Raw genomic sequence first — 15,572 nt, 5'->3', positions numbered from 1 at the left:
AGGCGGACCGAGGTTCCGGTCCGCCCTTGTCGCTGTCCGGCGAGTCCTCGCCGGGACCGCAGGGGCTTACTTGATGATCTTGGCCACCACGCCGGCGCCGACGGTACGGCCGCCTTCGCGGATCGCGAAACGCAGACCTTCGTCCATCGCCACCGGGTTGATCAGGGTGACCACCATCTTGATGTTGTCACCCGGCATCACCATTTCCACGCCTTCCGGCAGGGTCACGGCGCCCGTGATGTCGGTCGTGCGGAAGTAGAACTGCGGACGGTAACCCTTGAAGAACGGGGTGTGGCGGCCGCCTTCGTCCTTGCTCAGCACGTAAACTTCGGCTTCGAACTCGGTGTGCGGGGTGATCGAACCCGGCTTGGCCAGCACCTGGCCACGCTCCACGTCGTCACGCTTGGTGCCGCGCAGCAGCAGACCGGCGTTGTCGCCCGCCTGACCCTGGTCCAGCAGCTTGCGGAACATTTCCACGCCCGTGACCGTGGTCTTCTGGGTCGGACGGATACCGACGATCTCGATTTCCTCGCCCACCTTGATCACGCCGCGCTCGATACGGCCGGTCACCACGGTGCCGCGGCCCGAGATCGAGAACACGTCTTCCACCGGCATCAGGAACGGCTTGTCGACGTCGCGCTCCGGGGTCGGGATCCAGGTGTCCAGCGCGTCCACCAGCTTCAGGATCGCCGGCACGCCGATCTCGCTCTGGTCGCCTTCCAGCGCCAGGCGGGCCGAGCCCGAGATGATCGGGGTGTCGTCGCCCGGGAACTCGTACTTGCTCAGCAGTTCGCGGACTTCCATCTCCACCAGCTCCAGCAGCTCGGCATCGTCCACCATGTCGGCCTTATTCAGGAACACGACGATGTACGGCACGCCGACCTGACGCGAGAGCAGGATGTGCTCGCGGGTCTGCGGCATCGGGCCGTCAGCGGCCGAGCACACCAGGATCGCGCCGTCCATCTGGGCGGCACCGGTGATCATGTTCTTCACGTAGTCGGCGTGGCCCGGGCAATCCACGTGCGCGTAGTGGCGCGCGGCAGATTCGTATTCCACGTGCGCGGTCGAGATCGTGATGCCGCGCGCCTTCTCTTCCGGCGCTGCGTCGATCGCGTCGTACGCCTTGAACTCGCCACCGAAACGCTCCGCGCCGATCTTCGTCAGCGCCGCCGTCAGCGTCGTCTTGCCGTGGTCAACGTGACCAATCGTGCCCACGTTCACGTGGGGCTTGGTGCGTTCGAACTTACCCTTTGCCATGGCTGCTGGTTCTCGAGTGGATCAATGGATGGAAGTGGTGCTCACGAAAGGAATCGAACCTTCGACCTCCTCCTTACCAAGGAGGTGCTCTACCGACTGAGCTACGTGAGCGTGAAACCGGTTGTGCTGCCTGGATCGCTGCAGACCCCGTGCTGGTGTTCAGTGGAGCGGGAGACGGGAATCGAACCCGCACTAGTAGCTTGGAAGGCTACAGTTCTACCATTGAACTACTCCCGCACCGGGAGACCACTACAACTCAAAACAACAACGAAAACGTGGTGGAGGGAGGTGGATTCGAACCACCGAAGGCGTAAGCCAGCAGATTTACAGTCTGCCCCCGTTGGCCGCTTGGGTATCCCTCCGGGATCACCGGACTGACTGGGCCGGGGCCAAATCAAACCAGGGTGAAACAGCCCGAGATTTTGGCGCGTGCCGACCCTTCTGTCAACGCGCCAGCCATATTTTTTTCTCAGACGTTGAACCGGAAATGCAGGACATCGCCTTCCTGCACGCGATATTCCTTGCCTTCGAGCCGCAGGCGCCCCGCGTCCCGGGCACCGGCTTCGCCCTTGTACTTGAGGAAGTCGTCAAAGGCGATGGTCTCGGCGCGGATGAAGCCCTTCTCGAAATCCGTATGGATCACGGCCGCCGCCTGGGGCGCAGTGGAGCCCGCCCGTACGGTCCAGGCACGTACTTCCTTCACGCCCGCCGTGAAGTAGGTCTGCAGGCCCAGCAGCTTGTAGGCCGCCCGGATGACCCGGTTCAGCCCCGGCTCGTCCAGGCCGAGGTCCGCCAGGAAGGCGTCACGGTCCGCGTCGTCCAACTGGGACAGCTCCTCCTCGATGGCCGCGGACACCGGCACCACCTCGGCACCCTCGGCGGTGGCGCGAGCACGCACGGCTTCCAGGTGCGGATTGTTCTCGAAACCATCCTCCAGCACGTTGGCCACGTACATCACCGGCTTCAGGGTCAGCAGGAACAGGTCGCGGACCAGCGCCTTCTCCTCGTCGTCCAGGCCCAGCGCGCGGCCCGGCTTGCCGTCATTCAACCCTGCCTGCAGCTTCTGCAGCACCGGCTTGCGGGCGATGGCGTCCTTCTCGCCCGCCTTGGCGGAGCGCTCGGCCCGGTTGAGCGCCTTTTCGACGCTCTCGAGGTCGGCCAGTGCCAGTTCGGTGTCGATGGTGTCGATGTCCGAGAGCGGGTCGATCCGGTTGTTGACGTGGATGACGTCATCGTTCTCGAAGCAGCGCACCACGTGGGTGATCGCATCCACTTCACGGATGTGGGCCAGGAACTTGTTGCCCAGGCCTTCACCGCTGGCGGCGCCCGCCACCAGGCCGGCGATGTCGACGAATTCCACTGCCGTCGGGATGACCTTCTGCGGCTTGACGATCTCGGCGAGCTGCCCCAGGCGCGGATCCGGCACGGGTACCACACCCACGTTCGGTTCGATGGTGCAGAACGGGAAGTTGGCCGCGGCGATGCCCGCCTTGGTCAGCGCGTTGAACAGGGTGGACTTGCCGACGTTCGGCAGGCCCACGATGCCGCATTTGATGCCCATGTCTACATCCGGGATTCGTGATTCGTGATTGGTGATTCGCGGCCCGATCCGTGCCCTGCAAATCACCAATCACCAATCACGGCTTCTGCGTGTGCAACCGCGTCATCGCATCCATGAAGTTGCCCGCCACCGCCAGCGGCAGCACATCCAGCGCATCGTCGATCGCCCGCGCGATCAGGATCTCGTCGTCCTTGCCCGGTTTGCCCAGCACCCAGCTGGTCACCCGGTCCTTGTGGCCGGGATGGCCGATGCCGATCCGCAACCGATGGAACTTGCCGTGCCCAAGATGCTGCATGGTGTCGCGCAAGCCGTTCTGTCCGCCGTGGCCACCATCGAACTTCAGGCGCGCCGCGCCCGGGGCCAGGTCGAGCTCATCATGCGCCAGCAACGCCTCTTCGGGGGCGATCTTCCAGAAACGCAGCGCCGCCGCGACCGACTTGCCACTGAGGTTCATGTAAGTGGCGGGCTTCAACAACCAGACTGGTTGCCCGGCCACCACCACTTTGGTGGTCTCTCCGAACAGCTTGCTCTCCAGCCCGAAGCGCTCACCCTGCCGTTCCGCCAGGGCATCGACAAAATGGAACCCGGCATTGTGCCGGGTTCGGGCATGTTCGGTACCGGGATTGCCCAGTCCGACGATGAGGCGCAAGCCTGCCATGGGGACGCATCGCATACCCTCGCCCGCCAGAGCGGGCGAAGGCTCATGCGATTACTTGTCGTCCTTCTTGGCGACCTTGGCCGCCGGCACTTCGGCCGACTCCACCGGAGTTTCCTCGGCCTCTTCCTTGCCGTGCTTGGCGATCACGACGGCGACGTCGTGTTCCTTGCCCAGCTTCAGCTCGGGGATAACCACGCCGGCCGGCAGCTTGACGTCGGACAGGTGGACCACCGCGCCGATGGCCAGGTCGGCCAGGTCGATCTCGATGAATTCCGGCAGGTCCTTCGGCAGGCACTCGACGACGACTTCGTTCAGCTCGTGGGTGACCACCGCTTCGGCGGACTTGCCGGCCGGCGACTTGTCTTCGTTGAGGAAGTGCAGCGGCACCGCGGTGCGCAGCGTCTCGTTCTCGTTCACGCGCTGGAAGTCCAGGTGCATGATCTGCTGCTTGAACGGATGGCGCTGCATGTCACGCAGCAGCACCTTCTGGATGTCGCCATTGAGGCTCAGGTCCAGGATCGACGAGTAGAACCAGTCGTGCTGGGAGGCCAGCCAGACTTCGTTGTGGTTCAGCTGGATGCTGACCGGCTTCAGTTCGCCACCGTAGACGATGGCAGGCACGGTGCCCGCGTGACGGAGGCGGCGGCTCGCACCCTTACCCTCGTCTTCGCGGCGCTCGACCTTGATTTCATGTGTCTTAGCCATTTGCTTCACTACCTAGGTTGTAGACCGTCTCGCGACGGCTGATGAAAGGTTCACCCGCGACCAGATGAACCCGGAGAGCCGCACGCCGGTGTCCCGGCGTGCGACGGAGAATCAATCCACGTACAGCGAGCTGACCGACTCGCCGAAGGCGATGCGGCGGATCGTTTCCGCCAGCAGTTCCGCCACCGACAGCTGGCGGATCTTGCTGCAGCCCTGCGCCTGCGGCGAGAGCGGGATGGTGTCGGTGACGACGAGCTCGTCGAGCACCGAATTGTTCAGGTTGTCCACTGCCGGGCCGGAAAGCACGGGATGGGTGCAGTACGCCGCCACCTTGTTGGCACCGTGCTGCTTCAGCGCGGCCGCAGCGGCGCAGAGCGTACCGGCGGTGTCCACGATGTCGTCCACCAGCACGCAGTCCTTGCCTTCCACGTCGCCGATGATGTTCATCACCGTGGCGACGTTGGCGCGCGGGCGGCGCTTGTCGATGATCGCCAGGTCCGCGTCGTCGAGGCGCTTGGCCACCGCACGGGCGCGCACCACGCCGCCGACGTCCGGCGACACGACCAGCAGGTTCTCGGTGCCGTAGGCGCGCCAGATGTCGGCCAGCAGCAACGGGGACGCGTATACGTTGTCCACCGGGATATCGAAGAACCCCTGGATCTGGTCCGCGTGCAGGTCCACCGTCAGCACGCGGTCGGCACTGACCGCGCTGAACATCTTGGCCGCCACCTTGGCCGTGATCGGCACGCGCGAAGAACGCATGCGGCGATCCTGGCGGGCGTAGCCGAAGTACGGCACCACGGCGGTCACGCTGCTGGCCGAGGCGCGCTTCAGCGCGTCGATCAGCACCAGCAGCTCCACCAGGTTCTCGGCGCTCGGCGCGCAGGTCGGCTGCACGACGAACACCTCCTGCCGGCGCACGTTCTCCTGGATCTCGACCTGCACTTCGCCGTCGGAGAACCGGGACACCAGCGCCTTGCCGGGACGCACGCCCAGCTCGCGGCAGATGCTGTTCGCCAACGGCTTGTTGGCATTGCCGGAGAAGACAAGCAGGTTGCGTTCGTCTTGCATGGTCGTCTCGGCAGATGCAGCTAGGACACAGTGAATTGGCAGGGGCGGAAGGATTCGAACCTACGAATGCCGGGATCAAAACCCGGTGCCTTAACCACTTGGCGACGCCCCTAGGCGTATTTCTCCGTTCCGCAATACTGCTCAAGCGTGCGCAGCAGTGGCGAGCGCCCGGCACCCTCCACCACCCAGGCACGCAGCCCGGCAGGCAAGGTCGCCAGCGCCGCCTCGGCAGAGGCCTTGTCGGCGAACTCCACGAAGCAGCCGCCGCCAGAACCGGTCAAGCGTGGCGCACCGACGCGTGAGAGCACCTGGAAGACCGCCTCGATGGCGGGTTCCCGGCGACGCACGACCGGCTCGAACGCGTTGCCGAGCAGTGATCCCGAAACGAAGTCCGATATTTTCGCGGGTGCAGCATCACGCGTCAAATCCTGTGATGCGAAAAGTGCCGCCGTGGGCACGTGGACACCGGGATCGACCAGCAGATACCACGCCGGCGGCAGCGCCAGCGGCGTCAGAACCTCACCCACCCCCTCCGCCCAGGCATTCCCGCCGCGGACGAAGACAGGGACGTCCGCCCCCAGCCGCAGCCCCAGGGACGCCAGCCGACCCGGGTCCAGACCACACTCCCAAAGCCGATCCAGAGCCACCAATACCGTGGCAGCGTCCGACGACCCACCACCGAAACCGCCGCCGGCAGGAATGCGCTTTTCAACGCCAATGTCTGCTCCTTTGGCGACATTGGCTTCCGTTTTCAGCAACTTGGCCGCGCGAACAACGAGATCATCCGCCTCGGAGACGCCCTGAACGGACTCCCCCACCCGCCTGATATCGCCATCTTCACGGGCGCGCACATGGATCGTATCCCCCCACTCCAGCAGCCGGAACACGGTCTGCAGCAGGTGGTAGCCATCCGCACGGCGACCGGTGATTTGAAGGGTCAGGTTCAGCTTGGCCGGTGCGGGCCAGGCCGACCAGCCCTCGTCGACCGCAAACGCGGTCATTGCGGTGCCAACTGCCACTGATCGACGGCGACCTTCACCGTCGCGCCCTGCCGTCGCGCCTCCATGCGGCGCGGCATGAACGGCTGGGAGCCCTCGGCTGGAAACCAGTCCAGATAGTCCACTCGCCAACCCTCCTGGGTCAGGGTCCGCAGCCGGCCGTCGGCATCGTATTCCACGCCTTCCGTGGGGGCGGAGGGATCGGCGACACCGCGGGCCCAGTGCACCATCGAGGCCACCGGGATGTCCCAGCCGGTGGCCTCGCGCAGCAGGCGGTCGGCATCGGCCCCTTCGCGCAGCCCGCCCTCCAGCCCTTCCAGTCGGGCGCCACGGGTCTGCAGGTCCCCGCCCAGGCGCCAGCTCTGCCGGGTAACCGGGGCACTCAGCGCGACCAGATAACCGGCGCCCGTCTGCTGCCAGTCGATCCGGCCGCTGCCGCCCTTCCCGTTCGCATTGACCGCCACGCGGCCGGCGAACGACCAGTCCGGCTGCGAGGCGAGCCACGCCGCGCGGGTGGCCTGTGCCGCGTGCGCCGCCGCCACTGCCTCGGGGTCGCGCAGGGCCGGCGAATCCACGGCCGGACCGCGTGTGGCGCAGCCCACCATCGACAGGGCCACGAGCCCCGCCAGCAGGAATCCTGAAACCTTCATGCGCCTGTCTTCTCCAGCGCCCGCAGCAGCGAGCGGTTGTCGGGGTCGAGCTTGCGGGCTTCGTCGAAATAGCGGCGCGCCTCGTCCTTCTGCCCCATCACCCACAGCACTTCCGCCACATGGGCCGCGATTTCCGGGTCCTTCTGCAGCGTGAACGCGCGACGCAGTTCCACCAGCGCCTCCGCATTGCGCCCCAGCCGGTAGAGCACCCAGCCATAACTGTCGATGATGGCCGCGTCTTCCGGGGCGGCGGTGCGCGCCCGATCGATCAGTTCCAGCGCCTCCTGGTAGCGCGTGGTGCGGTCGGCCAGGGTGTAGCCCAGCGCGTTGAGCGCGGCCACATTGTCCGGCTCGATCACCAGGATGCGGCGGAAGTCGGCCTCGGCGTGGTCGATGCGATCGCGCCGCTCCCAGGCCAGCCCGCGCGAATACAGCAGCGCAAGGTCATCGGGATACGCCGCCAGACCGCGGGCGAAGACCTCCATCTGGCCTTCGTCCTGCTTGTCTTTCTGGCGCAGTTCGGCCTCCATCAGATAGGCATCGCGGCGGGTACCGTCTTCGACGCTGGCATCGCCCTGCAGCTTGCGGGCCTCCGCGAAGGCTTCATCCTTGCGCTCGAGTTCGAACAGGGTGTTGATGGCGCGCAGGCGCGCCTCGGCGCGCTGCTCGCCCGCGGGCACGCTGCGGTACCACTCCAGAGCTTCATCCTGACGCTTGAGGAACTCCGCCATCTGCCCCAGCAGCAACCGGCGATCCGGACTGTACTGGGTCGGTTGCCCCGCACCCGACGCCGCCTGCTTCAGTTCCTCATACAGCTCGCCCAGAGACGCCGTATCGTCCGCCTTGGCCAGCAACTGCGCCCGCAAGCCATAGGTCAGCGTGTCCTGCGGGCCCTGGCCCAGCGCGCGCGAGGCCGCCGCCGGGTCGCCCAACCTGTCGTATTCCTCGGCCAGCTTCAGCCGCAGCGCCGCGTCGCTTGAAGCCTTCGGAAGCAGACCGTCCAGCACCGCGCGGGCCTCTTGCTTGCGATCCGCCTGCAGCAACTGGCTGGCCTGCAGCAGGGCAACCAGCGGCTCGCCGGAGAAGCGCTTGACCACATCGCCGACCATCCGTTCGGCCAGCACGGGCTCGTCCATCTGCTGGGCCAGCCCGGTAAACGCCAGCCAGGCCTGCAACGTGTCGGGCATGGCGCCATCGTCGAGCAGATCGCGCAGCAGCCGCGCCGGCAGTTCAGGATCCTTCCCGCCACTGGCCAGTGCCGTGAGCGCGTAACGCCAACCCAGCTCGTCGGGATCCTTCATCAGCCCGGCCAGTTCGCGACGTGCAACCCGCCTCTGCCCCTGGCGCAGTGCCAGCGTGGCCTCCGCACCGCGCAGCGCGAGCGTGCGGGGCGAACGCGCGCGCCACAGCTTGATCGCTTCGGCCGCACGGGCATCGTCCTTGGCCAGCAGCGCAATGCGGGTGGCGCGTTCGGCAAGCCCGGCGTCGTCCTGCTCCCGCGCGGCGTCCAGGTACCAGCGCGCGGCGTCCGGCAACTGGCCCGCCTGCAGGGCGAATTCGCCCGCCATCACCGTGGTCAGCGCGTCGTCCTGCCGATGGCCGGGCGGGATCGACGATGCGGCCACCGCGGAGGGTATGGCGGCCGCCATCGCCAGCGCGGCAAACAAGGTGCGAATCATTTCGGGCATGAACGTCACGTCGGCCGTAAAATGGCGGCCCTGATATGAGCCAGCAGCTTACTGCAAGCGCCTGAACGATGACGTTGTGGGTCCTCGGATTGAACCACCAGACCGCGCCGGTCGACCTGCGCGAACGGGTGGCGTTCGACGCCGGCACGGTGCCGCACGCGTTGTCGTCGCTGCGTGCGCTGCCCGACGTGGTCGAAGCCGCCCTGCTGTCGACCTGCAACCGCACCGAGCTGTACGCGGTGGCGGAAGACGGCGACGTGCTGGCGAGCTGGCTGGCCACCCATGCCGAAGGACTCGAGGGTTACCTCTACCGCCACCGGGACGCGGATGCCGTCCGCCATCTGTTCCGGGTCGCGACGGGCCTGGATTCGATGGTGCTGGGCGAGCCGCAGATCCTCGGCCAGGTGAAGGATGCCTGGGCCACGGCGCGCGAACATGGCGCGCTAGGCAATCGCCTGGACCGCCTCTTCCAGCAGACCTTCGCCGTGGCAAAGCGCGCACGCACCGACACCCGCGTGGGGGCCAATCCGGTATCCGTCGCCTCCACGGCAGTACGCCTGGCACAGAACTCCTTCGCGCGCCTCAGCGAATCCACCGTGCTGCTGGTCGGTGCCGGTGAAACCATCGAACTGGCCGCCAAGCACCTCAGCGAAGGTCGCGTGCGCCGCCTGCTGGTCGCCAACCGCACCTTGGCGCACGCGCAGGAACTGGCGACCCGCCACGGTGGCTATGCGCTGCCGTTGGCCGAACTGGAGCGGCACCTGGCCGAGGCCGATGTGGTGTTTTCCGCCACCGCCGCACGCGAACCCGTCGTATTGCATGCCCAGGTCGCGGCCGCGCTGGCCAAGCGCAAGCACAAGCCGATGCTGCTGTTCGACCTGGCCGTGCCACGCGACATCGAAGCATCGGTAGCCGAGCTGCGCGATGCCTATCTGTACACCGTCGACGACCTCGAGCGCGCGGTCGAGGACAACCGCCGCAGCCGGCGTGAAGCCGCCGACGCCGCCGAAGCGATCATCGACGTGCAGGTCGGCCGCTTCATGGAAATCCTGCTGGCCGGTTCCCGGCAGGAACCGCTCAAGCGCCTGCGCGCGCTGGGCGAGTCCACCCGCGAGGACGTGCTGGCGAAGGCACGCCAGCAACTGGCCAACGGCCGCGACGCCGACCAGGTGCTCGAATTCCTCGCCCACACGCTGACCAACCGCCTGCTGCACCCGCCAACCGCGGCGTTGCGCGACGCGGCCATGAGCGGCGACGCCGAACTGGCGCGCGCCGCCGATCGCCTGTTCCCCGCGCAACCGCCCTACTCCCACCTGAAGAAAGACAAAGACGATGACGCCGACGCTGCGCCGCAAGCTTGAAGCGTTGGCTGAGCGCCGCGAAGAACTCGAACGCCTGCTCGCCGATCCGGACGTGATCGGCGACGGAGACCGCTTCCGCAATTTCTCGCGCGAATTCGCCCAACTGGAACCCGTGGCCAGTGCGATGGCGGAAGAGAAGCGTGCGCAGTCCGACCTGGCCGCCGCGCAGGCGATGCGCGACGATCCGGAACTGGCGGAACTGGCCGACGAGGAAATCACCGCCGCACAGACGCGCCTGGCGCAACTGGACGAAGCCCTGATGCTGCTGCTCGTCCCGAAGGACAACCGCGATGAGGGCAACCTCTTCCTCGAGGTGCGCGCCGGCACCGGTGGCGACGAGGCCGCGATCTTCGCCGGCGACCTGTTCCGCATGTACGCCCGCTACGCCGAGCGCCAGGGCTGGAAGGTGGAAATCGAGTCCGACAGCCCCGGCGAGCACGGCGGCTACAAGGAAGTGGTGGCGCGCGTGGTGGGTCGCGGCGCCTATTCCAGGCTCAAGTTCGAATCCGGGACCCATCGCGTGCAACGCGTGCCGGAAACCGAATCACAGGGCCGCATCCACACGTCCGCCGCAACGGTGGCGATCATCCCGGACGTGGACGAGGTGGACGAGATCGTCATCAATCCGGCCGACCTGAAGGTGGACACCTTCCGTTCGTCCGGCGCGGGCGGCCAGCACGTCAACAAGACCGAGTCGGCGATCCGCATCACCCATGTCCCCAGCGGCGTGGTGGTGGAATGCCAGACCGAGCGCAGCCAGCATGCCAACCGCGACAAGGCCATGAAGCGGCTGAAGGCGCAGTTGCTGGATGCGGAACGCAGCAAGCAGCAGGCGGCTCAGGCCGAATCGCGCAAGCTGCAGGTCGGCAGCGGCGACCGCAGCCAGCGCATCCGTACCTACAACTTCCCGCAGGGCCGCATCACCGACCACCGCGTCGAAGGGCTGACGCTCTATGACCTGCCCAACATCCTGCAAGGCAACCTGGACGAACTGGTCGACCGCCTCGGCCGCGAGCACCTGGCCGACGAACTGGCGCGACTGACGGAGGCAGCATGACGACGGTGGTCCGCCGGACGGGACTGACGCACCTGGATGTCGTCGCCCGCCTGTTCGACCAGTACCGCGGCTTCTACTGCCAGCCCTCGGACCCGGCATTGGCACGGGATTTCATCCGCGAGCGGATGGAGCGCGACGAGTCCGTCATCCTGTTGGCCTGGGTAGACGACGCGGCCGTCGGCTTCACCCAGTTGTATCCGGCCTTTTCTTCCGTCAGCGCGTCGCGGGTATGGATTCTCAACGACCTGCTCGTACTGCCGGAGGCGCGTCGCATGGGCGTCGCGCGCGCATTGCTGTCGTCCGCGGCCGAGTTCGCGCGCGCCGACGGGGCGTTGCGGCTGGAACTGGAAACCGACCACGACAACGCGAGCGCACAGGCGCTGTACCGGGCCATGGGCTGGGTGCCCTACGACGGCACGCTGCGTTTCCGCCTGCCGCTCTAGCCTGCGCAACGTGGAAGCCGGCTTCCCCGATGCGGAAGCGACACCCGTCGCGACATGGGTGCCCCTTCGCGACGGGCGTCACTCCCACATGCATCGCACGTGGCGCAAGGCTTGTCGCGCGCTGTCGATGATCGCTAGGCTGCCGCCCATGATCGTCGCCACGCGTCCCGCCAGCGCCACCTGCACCCTCGAGCCAGGCGGTCGCGGTGACCGTTGACGGTCCACGCGACGAGCGCGCGCGATTGCGGCTGCATGTACGGCAGGCGCCGCAGGACTTCATCGCCTGGGTCATGCTTTCGGATGCGGAGCTCGACCACGGTGATGCCGAGGCGGGGCGGCGCGCCGCCGAGCACGCGCTGGGCCTGCGCCCCCGCCATCCCGAAGCCCTCGCGCGACTCGGCCGCAGCCACTGGCTGTCGGGTCGGCACGCGCAGGCGGCACAGGCATTGAGCGCGGCCGCCGCGCAGGCGCCCCAGCACCCGGGCATCGCGTTGTGGCTCGGCCACGCCCTCGAGGATGCCGGTGAAGCCGAGGCCGCCGCGCAAGCCTACGAGCATGCCTACCGGCTGTTGCCGGGCGAGCCCATGTTCGCCGCCCACCTGTTGAACTGGCGCCGCAAGCTCTGCGACTGGCGTGACCTCGACGCGCTGTCGGCGCAGGTGCGGGGCGCCGTGCGCGAGGGTCGCGGCGTGGTGGAGCCGTTCGCCTTCCTCAGCGAAGACGCCAGCGCGCAGGAGCAACTGGCCTGCGCTCGGCAACGCGCGCAGGCGCTGGCGTCGGTCGTCCGCCCGCTTCCGCCCGCACCGCACGCGCCGGCAGACGCGCCGCTGCGCCTGGGCTTCCTCTCCAACGGTTTCGGCGCGCATCCCACCGGCCTGCTGACGGTGGCGTTCTTCGAAGCCCTGCAGGCGCATGCAGCGGTATCCACGTACCTGTTCGCCCTCACGCCCGACGATGGCAGCCCCATCCGCCAACGGCTGGCGACGGCCACGCACTTGCACGATGTCGCGGGCCTCCCGCACGCACGTGTCGCGCAGGCCATCCGCGACCAGCGCATCGACGTGCTCTACGACCTGCGCGGCTGGGGTGGCGGCGGCACGCCGGAAGTGCTGGCCATGCGGCCCGCATCCGTGCAGGTCAATTGGCTGGCCTATCCCGGCACCTCCGGTGCGCCGTGGATCGACTACGTGCTGGCAGATCGCTTCGCCTTGCCCGGGACGTTGGTGCCGGCGTACAGCGAAGCCGTCGCCTACCTGCCCGGCGCCTTCCAACCGTCCGACACGCGTCGCACGATCGACACGCCGCCCCCGCGCGAGGCCTGTGGCCTCCCCGGTACCGGCGTGGTCTATGCCTGCTTCAACAACAGCTACAAGGTGAACCCACGCAGCCTGGCCAGGATGCTCGACATACTGGCGAACGTCGACGGCAGCGTGCTGTGGCTGCTGTCCGGCCCCGGCCGGGCCGACGACCGCCTGCGCGCGGCGGCGCAGGCGCGCGGCGTGGATCCGGCGCGCCTGGTGTTCATGCGCAAGCTGCCGCATGCGGAGTACCTGGCGCGCTACCGGCATGCGGACCTGTTCCTCGACACGCATCCCTACAACGCGCATACCACCGCGTCCGACGCGCTGTGGTCAGGCTGCCCGGTGCTGACCTGCCCGGGCGCGACGTTCGCCTCCCGCGTCGCAGGCAGCCTCAATCATCATCTCGGCCTGAACGAAATGAACATGACCGACGACGAGGCCTTCGTCTCGACCGGGATCCGGCTGGGACGCGATGCCGCGGCACGCGCGGCCCTGCGCGAGCGCCTGCGGGCCGCGATCGCGCACGCACCGCTGTTCGACATGCCGCGGTTCGCGGAAGGCTTCGCCGACGTCGCCTGGCGCATGGCTGACCGGCACCGCAAGGGGCTGCCTCCCGCACCGCTCGGCTGACCCGCGATTGCGCTACCCTTCGGGCATGAGCCATGCCGACGCCTTGATCCCGTTGCACCTGTGCGTGTTGACCGTCTCCGACAGCCGTACACTCGCCGAGGATCGCTCCGGCGACTACCTCGCCGATGCGCTCGCGCAGGAAGGACACCACCTGCATGACCGCGCGCTGCTGCCCGACGACCGTTACCGCCTGCGTGCGCAGGTCTCGCAATGGATCGCCGATCCCGCGGTAGATGGCATCCTGGTGACCGGCGGCACCGGCTTCACCGGTCGCGACTCCACGCCCGAGGCGCTGCTGCCGCTGCTGGACAAGGAAATGCCCGGCTTCGGCGAACTGTTCCGCCATGTCAGCGTCGAAGAGATCGGCACCTCGTCGCTGCAGTCGCGCGCGTTCGCAGGCCTCGCCAACCAGACCTTCCTGTTCTGCCTGCCGGGCTCCACCTCGGCCTGCCGCACGGCGTGGGAGAAGATCATCCGCGCCCAACTCGACGCACGCACACGGCCCTGCAACCTGGCCACGCTGCGTCCCCGCCTGAAGGAATGAGCAAGGAGAGCCCGCCATGTCGCTCGATGCCACCCTGCGCCTGCTGACCAAGGCCAGCGGCCTGACCGCCGCCGATCTCGCCGCCGCCATCCCGCGTGCCGGCGTGACTACGGTGAAATCCTGGCTGGCCGGCGAGAAGCTGCCCGGCGGCGACCAGCTCGCCGCCCTGGCGCGTGCCTTCGGCGTCCCCGCAGGCGCGCTGCTGTCGGAACTGGCGACGACGCTGGATCCCGCGCGCACACGGGGCGAGCACGACCTGCTGGCCGCCTACCGCGCCCTCAACACGCGCCAGCAAGGCGCCCTGTTGGAAGTCGCGCGCGGCATGGCAGGCCATGCCCGCCGCAAACGCTGAATCCTCCGCACCGCACAGGACACGCGATGAAGACCCTCAAACGCAAGGACTACGAAGCCCGGCTCACACCATTGCAGCTCGAACTGGCGGCGATGGCACGCTGGGCGTCGCACTGCGGCGCCCGCATCGTGGTGGTGATGGAAGGCCGCGATACCGCCGGCAAGGGCGGCGCCATCGGTGCGATCACCGAGCACCTCAACCCGCGCCAATGCCGCGTGGTGGCACTGCCGAAACCGAGCGAACGCGAAGCCACGCAGTGGTACTTCCAGCGCTACATCACGCACCTGCCGGCCGCCGGCGAGATCGTGCTGTTCGATCGCAGCTGGTACAACCGCGCCGGCGTGGAGAAGGTGATGGGCTACTGCACGGACGAACAACATGCGCGATTCCTCGCGCAGGCGCCGGTGTTCGAGAAGGGCATCACCGACGACGGCATCCTGCTGTTCAAGTACTGGCTGTGCGTGGACCAGGCGCAGCAGGAAGAGCGCTTCGCCGAACGCGCCGACGAGCCGCTGAAGAGCTGGAAGCTGTCGCCGATCGACCTGAAGGCGCGCGAGAAGTACACCGACTACACCGCCGCGCGCGAAACGATGCTCAAGGCGACGCACACGAAGCATGCGCCGTGGACACTGGTCGACTTCAACGACCAGCGCACCGGGCGGCTCACGCTGATCCGCGACCTGCTGGATCGCCTGCCCGACACGCAGGTGCCACTGGAGCCGCTGGGTCTGCCGCCGCTGAAAGGCAAGCTGCACAAGGAACGCTACACCGTGCTGAAACCGATCAAGCCGCAGCGCGGCGGCTGATGCATGCGGGCACTCCTGATGGCCGCCCTGTGGCTGGCGTCGTCGCATGCGATGGCGCAGCAGGCTGCTACGACGGACGACACCTCCGCGACCACGCTGGAAACCCTGACCGTCAGGCCGGATCCGGAAGAGGTGGTGGATCTCTACCGCTTCGAGAATCCCGTCGACGTCGCACCCACGGTGTTCAGCCGCCGCTGGAAGGAACCGGCCAGCCTCGAGCAGCTCGGCAAGAACGGCGGCATCGTGCCCGTGCTGGTCGGGTTGGCCGCGCAGCAGGTCCAGAAGGGCGCGCGCAAAATCCCCGGCTGGAAGGAACCGGAGCAACCGGCGACTGCGCGGCCACCGCCACTGGACGAACAGCAGGCCGCGCGTGCCCTGCGCCTGCACAACGCGGGCGACCAGCCCTAGGCAATCGCTGATTCAGTGACCCCGCTCGCAGCGAGCCTGTCCTAGACACCGTCCGTGGTGGGCTTGTCGTGGACCCTGCTCA

The 15,572-nt window shown here is 67.6% G+C and carries 16 protein-coding genes and 4 tRNA genes; 8 read left to right on the top strand and 12 right to left on the bottom strand.

The genetic code is table 11. The annotated features are described in order from the left end of the window. Positions 1–66: 66 nt before the first annotated feature. The 12 genes from tuf to AC3DET_RS15210 form a co-directional block, all read right to left on the bottom strand. Entirely contained in the window at positions 67–1,257 is a 1,191-nt protein-coding gene (gene tuf, locus AC3DET_RS15265) for an elongation factor Tu (protein ID WP_056879796.1), read from the bottom strand. 35 nt (positions 1,258–1,292) lie between these two features. Continuing rightward, positions 1,293–1,368: transfer RNA gene (locus AC3DET_RS15260), tRNA-Thr, on the bottom strand. Between the two features lie 52 nt (positions 1,369–1,420). Next, positions 1,421–1,494 (bottom strand) — tRNA-Gly (locus AC3DET_RS15255). A gap of 39 nt (positions 1,495–1,533) precedes the next feature. Next, positions 1,534–1,619, bottom strand: a tRNA-Tyr gene (locus AC3DET_RS15250). Between the two features lie 107 nt (positions 1,620–1,726). Beyond that, on the bottom strand, positions 1,727–2,818 hold the full coding sequence (gene ychF / locus AC3DET_RS15245) for a redox-regulated ATPase YchF (RefSeq protein WP_337731298.1): 1,092 nt from the start codon (positions 2,816–2,818) through the stop codon (positions 1,727–1,729). A 76-nt stretch (positions 2,819–2,894) separates the two neighbouring features. Continuing rightward, positions 2,895–3,476 (bottom strand): aminoacyl-tRNA hydrolase, encoded by a 582-nt coding sequence (gene pth / locus AC3DET_RS15240; RefSeq protein ID WP_337731299.1) that lies wholly within the window; start codon positions 3,474–3,476, stop codon positions 2,895–2,897. Between the two features lie 51 nt (positions 3,477–3,527). Continuing rightward, on the bottom strand, positions 3,528–4,181 hold the full coding sequence (locus AC3DET_RS15235; protein WP_337731300.1) for a 50S ribosomal protein L25/general stress protein Ctc: 654 nt from the start codon (positions 4,179–4,181) through the stop codon (positions 3,528–3,530). Positions 4,182–4,292: 111 nt separating this feature from the next. Beyond that, entirely contained in the window at positions 4,293–5,252 is a 960-nt protein-coding gene (locus AC3DET_RS15230; RefSeq protein WP_192201803.1) for a ribose-phosphate diphosphokinase, read from the bottom strand. Positions 5,253–5,288: 36 nt separating this feature from the next. Further along, a tRNA-Gln gene (locus tag AC3DET_RS15225) sits at positions 5,289–5,364 on the bottom strand. Then, the gene (gene ispE, locus AC3DET_RS15220; protein WP_488392147.1) at positions 5,363–6,253 is read right to left on the bottom strand and encodes a 4-(cytidine 5'-diphospho)-2-C-methyl-D-erythritol kinase; all 891 of its coding nucleotides are present in this window, start codon (positions 6,251–6,253) and stop codon (positions 5,363–5,365) included. The genes AC3DET_RS15225 and ispE overlap by 2 nt, the downstream gene beginning before the upstream one ends. Then, positions 6,250–6,900, bottom strand: a complete 651-nt coding sequence (gene lolB / locus AC3DET_RS15215) for a lipoprotein insertase outer membrane protein LolB (RefSeq protein WP_488392146.1) — start codon at positions 6,898–6,900, stop codon at positions 6,250–6,252. Before lolB ends, ispE begins: the two co-directional genes overlap by 4 nt. Continuing rightward, positions 6,897–8,588, bottom strand: a complete 1,692-nt coding sequence (locus AC3DET_RS15210) for a tetratricopeptide repeat protein (protein ID WP_446538025.1) — start codon at positions 8,586–8,588, stop codon at positions 6,897–6,899. The genes lolB and AC3DET_RS15210 overlap by 4 nt, the downstream gene beginning before the upstream one ends. Positions 8,589–8,656: 68 nt before the next feature. Between AC3DET_RS15210 and hemA the strand changes: the two genes are divergently transcribed. The 8 genes from hemA (at position 8,657) to AC3DET_RS15170 (ending at position 15,490) form a co-directional block, all read left to right on the top strand. Further along, positions 8,657–9,949 carry a glutamyl-tRNA reductase gene (gene hemA, locus AC3DET_RS15205; RefSeq protein WP_488392145.1) on the top strand — a complete coding sequence of 431 codons (1,293 nt, stop codon included), beginning with the start codon at positions 8,657–8,659 and terminating at the stop codon, positions 9,947–9,949. Then, on the top strand, positions 9,921–11,006 hold the full coding sequence (gene prfA / locus AC3DET_RS15200) for a peptide chain release factor 1 (protein WP_337731305.1): 1,086 nt from the start codon (positions 9,921–9,923) through the stop codon (positions 11,004–11,006). The genes hemA and prfA overlap by 29 nt, the downstream gene beginning before the upstream one ends. Next, a complete protein-coding gene (locus tag AC3DET_RS15195) occupies positions 11,003–11,449 on the top strand; it encodes a GNAT family N-acetyltransferase (RefSeq protein WP_488392144.1) in 447 nt (148 codons plus the stop codon). The genes prfA and AC3DET_RS15195 overlap by 4 nt, the downstream gene beginning before the upstream one ends. A gap of 206 nt (positions 11,450–11,655) precedes the next feature. Next, positions 11,656–13,380 carry an O-linked N-acetylglucosamine transferase, SPINDLY family protein gene (locus tag AC3DET_RS15190; RefSeq protein ID WP_488392143.1) on the top strand — a complete coding sequence of 575 codons (1,725 nt, stop codon included), beginning with the start codon at positions 11,656–11,658 and terminating at the stop codon, positions 13,378–13,380. 25 nt (positions 13,381–13,405) lie between these two features. After that, positions 13,406–13,924, top strand: coding sequence for a molybdenum cofactor biosynthesis protein B (gene moaB, locus AC3DET_RS15185; RefSeq protein ID WP_488392142.1), 519 nt, complete (start codon positions 13,406–13,408; stop codon positions 13,922–13,924). Between the two features lie 16 nt (positions 13,925–13,940). Then, entirely contained in the window at positions 13,941–14,276 is a 336-nt protein-coding gene (locus AC3DET_RS15180; protein WP_142125884.1) for a helix-turn-helix domain-containing protein, read from the top strand. Between the two features lie 26 nt (positions 14,277–14,302). Then, positions 14,303–15,082 carry a polyphosphate kinase 2 gene (ppk2, locus tag AC3DET_RS15175; protein WP_446538028.1) on the top strand — a complete coding sequence of 260 codons (780 nt, stop codon included), beginning with the start codon at positions 14,303–14,305 and terminating at the stop codon, positions 15,080–15,082. A gap of 3 nt (positions 15,083–15,085) precedes the next feature. Beyond that, positions 15,086–15,490 carry a hypothetical protein gene (locus AC3DET_RS15170; RefSeq protein WP_337731310.1) on the top strand — a complete coding sequence of 135 codons (405 nt, stop codon included), beginning with the start codon at positions 15,086–15,088 and terminating at the stop codon, positions 15,488–15,490. Positions 15,491–15,572 lie beyond the last annotated feature (82 nt).

It is taken from the genome of Pseudoxanthomonas sp. 97-1-1, from assembly GCF_057773125.1.
Note: the sequence above shows the minus strand (reverse complement) of the source record. Positions and strands in the feature narration are given on the sequence as shown.

Excerpts from the sequence above, each read along its gene's own strand:
- tuf (WP_056879796.1), bottom strand. The coding sequence starts at position 1,257 with ATGGCAAAGGGTAAGTTCGAACGCACCAAGCCCCACGTGAACGTGGGC.
- ychF (WP_337731298.1), bottom strand. The coding sequence starts at position 2,818 with ATGGGCATCAAATGCGGCATCGTGGGCCTGCCGAACGTCGGCAAGTCC.
- pth (WP_337731299.1), bottom strand. The coding sequence starts at position 3,476 with ATGGCAGGCTTGCGCCTCATCGTCGGACTGGGCAATCCCGGTACCGAA.
- AC3DET_RS15235 (WP_337731300.1), bottom strand. The coding sequence starts at position 4,181 with ATGGCTAAGACACATGAAATCAAGGTCGAGCGCCGCGAAGACGAGGGT.
- AC3DET_RS15230 (WP_192201803.1), bottom strand. The coding sequence starts at position 5,252 with ATGCAAGACGAACGCAACCTGCTTGTCTTCTCCGGCAATGCCAACAAG.
- ispE (WP_488392147.1), bottom strand. The coding sequence starts at position 6,253 with ATGACCGCGTTTGCGGTCGACGAGGGCTGGTCGGCCTGGCCCGCACCG.
- lolB (WP_488392146.1), bottom strand. The coding sequence starts at position 6,900 with ATGAAGGTTTCAGGATTCCTGCTGGCGGGGCTCGTGGCCCTGTCGATG.
- AC3DET_RS15210 (WP_446538025.1), bottom strand. The coding sequence starts at position 8,588 with ATGCCCGAAATGATTCGCACCTTGTTTGCCGCGCTGGCGATGGCGGCC.
- hemA (WP_488392145.1), top strand. The coding sequence starts at position 8,657 with ATGACGTTGTGGGTCCTCGGATTGAACCACCAGACCGCGCCGGTCGAC.
- prfA (WP_337731305.1), top strand. The coding sequence starts at position 9,921 with ATGACGCCGACGCTGCGCCGCAAGCTTGAAGCGTTGGCTGAGCGCCGC.
- AC3DET_RS15195 (WP_488392144.1), top strand. The coding sequence starts at position 11,003 with ATGACGACGGTGGTCCGCCGGACGGGACTGACGCACCTGGATGTCGTC.
- moaB (WP_488392142.1), top strand. The coding sequence starts at position 13,406 with ATGAGCCATGCCGACGCCTTGATCCCGTTGCACCTGTGCGTGTTGACC.
- AC3DET_RS15180 (WP_142125884.1), top strand. The coding sequence starts at position 13,941 with ATGTCGCTCGATGCCACCCTGCGCCTGCTGACCAAGGCCAGCGGCCTG.
- ppk2 (WP_446538028.1), top strand. The coding sequence starts at position 14,303 with ATGAAGACCCTCAAACGCAAGGACTACGAAGCCCGGCTCACACCATTG.
- AC3DET_RS15170 (WP_337731310.1), top strand. The coding sequence starts at position 15,086 with ATGCGGGCACTCCTGATGGCCGCCCTGTGGCTGGCGTCGTCGCATGCG.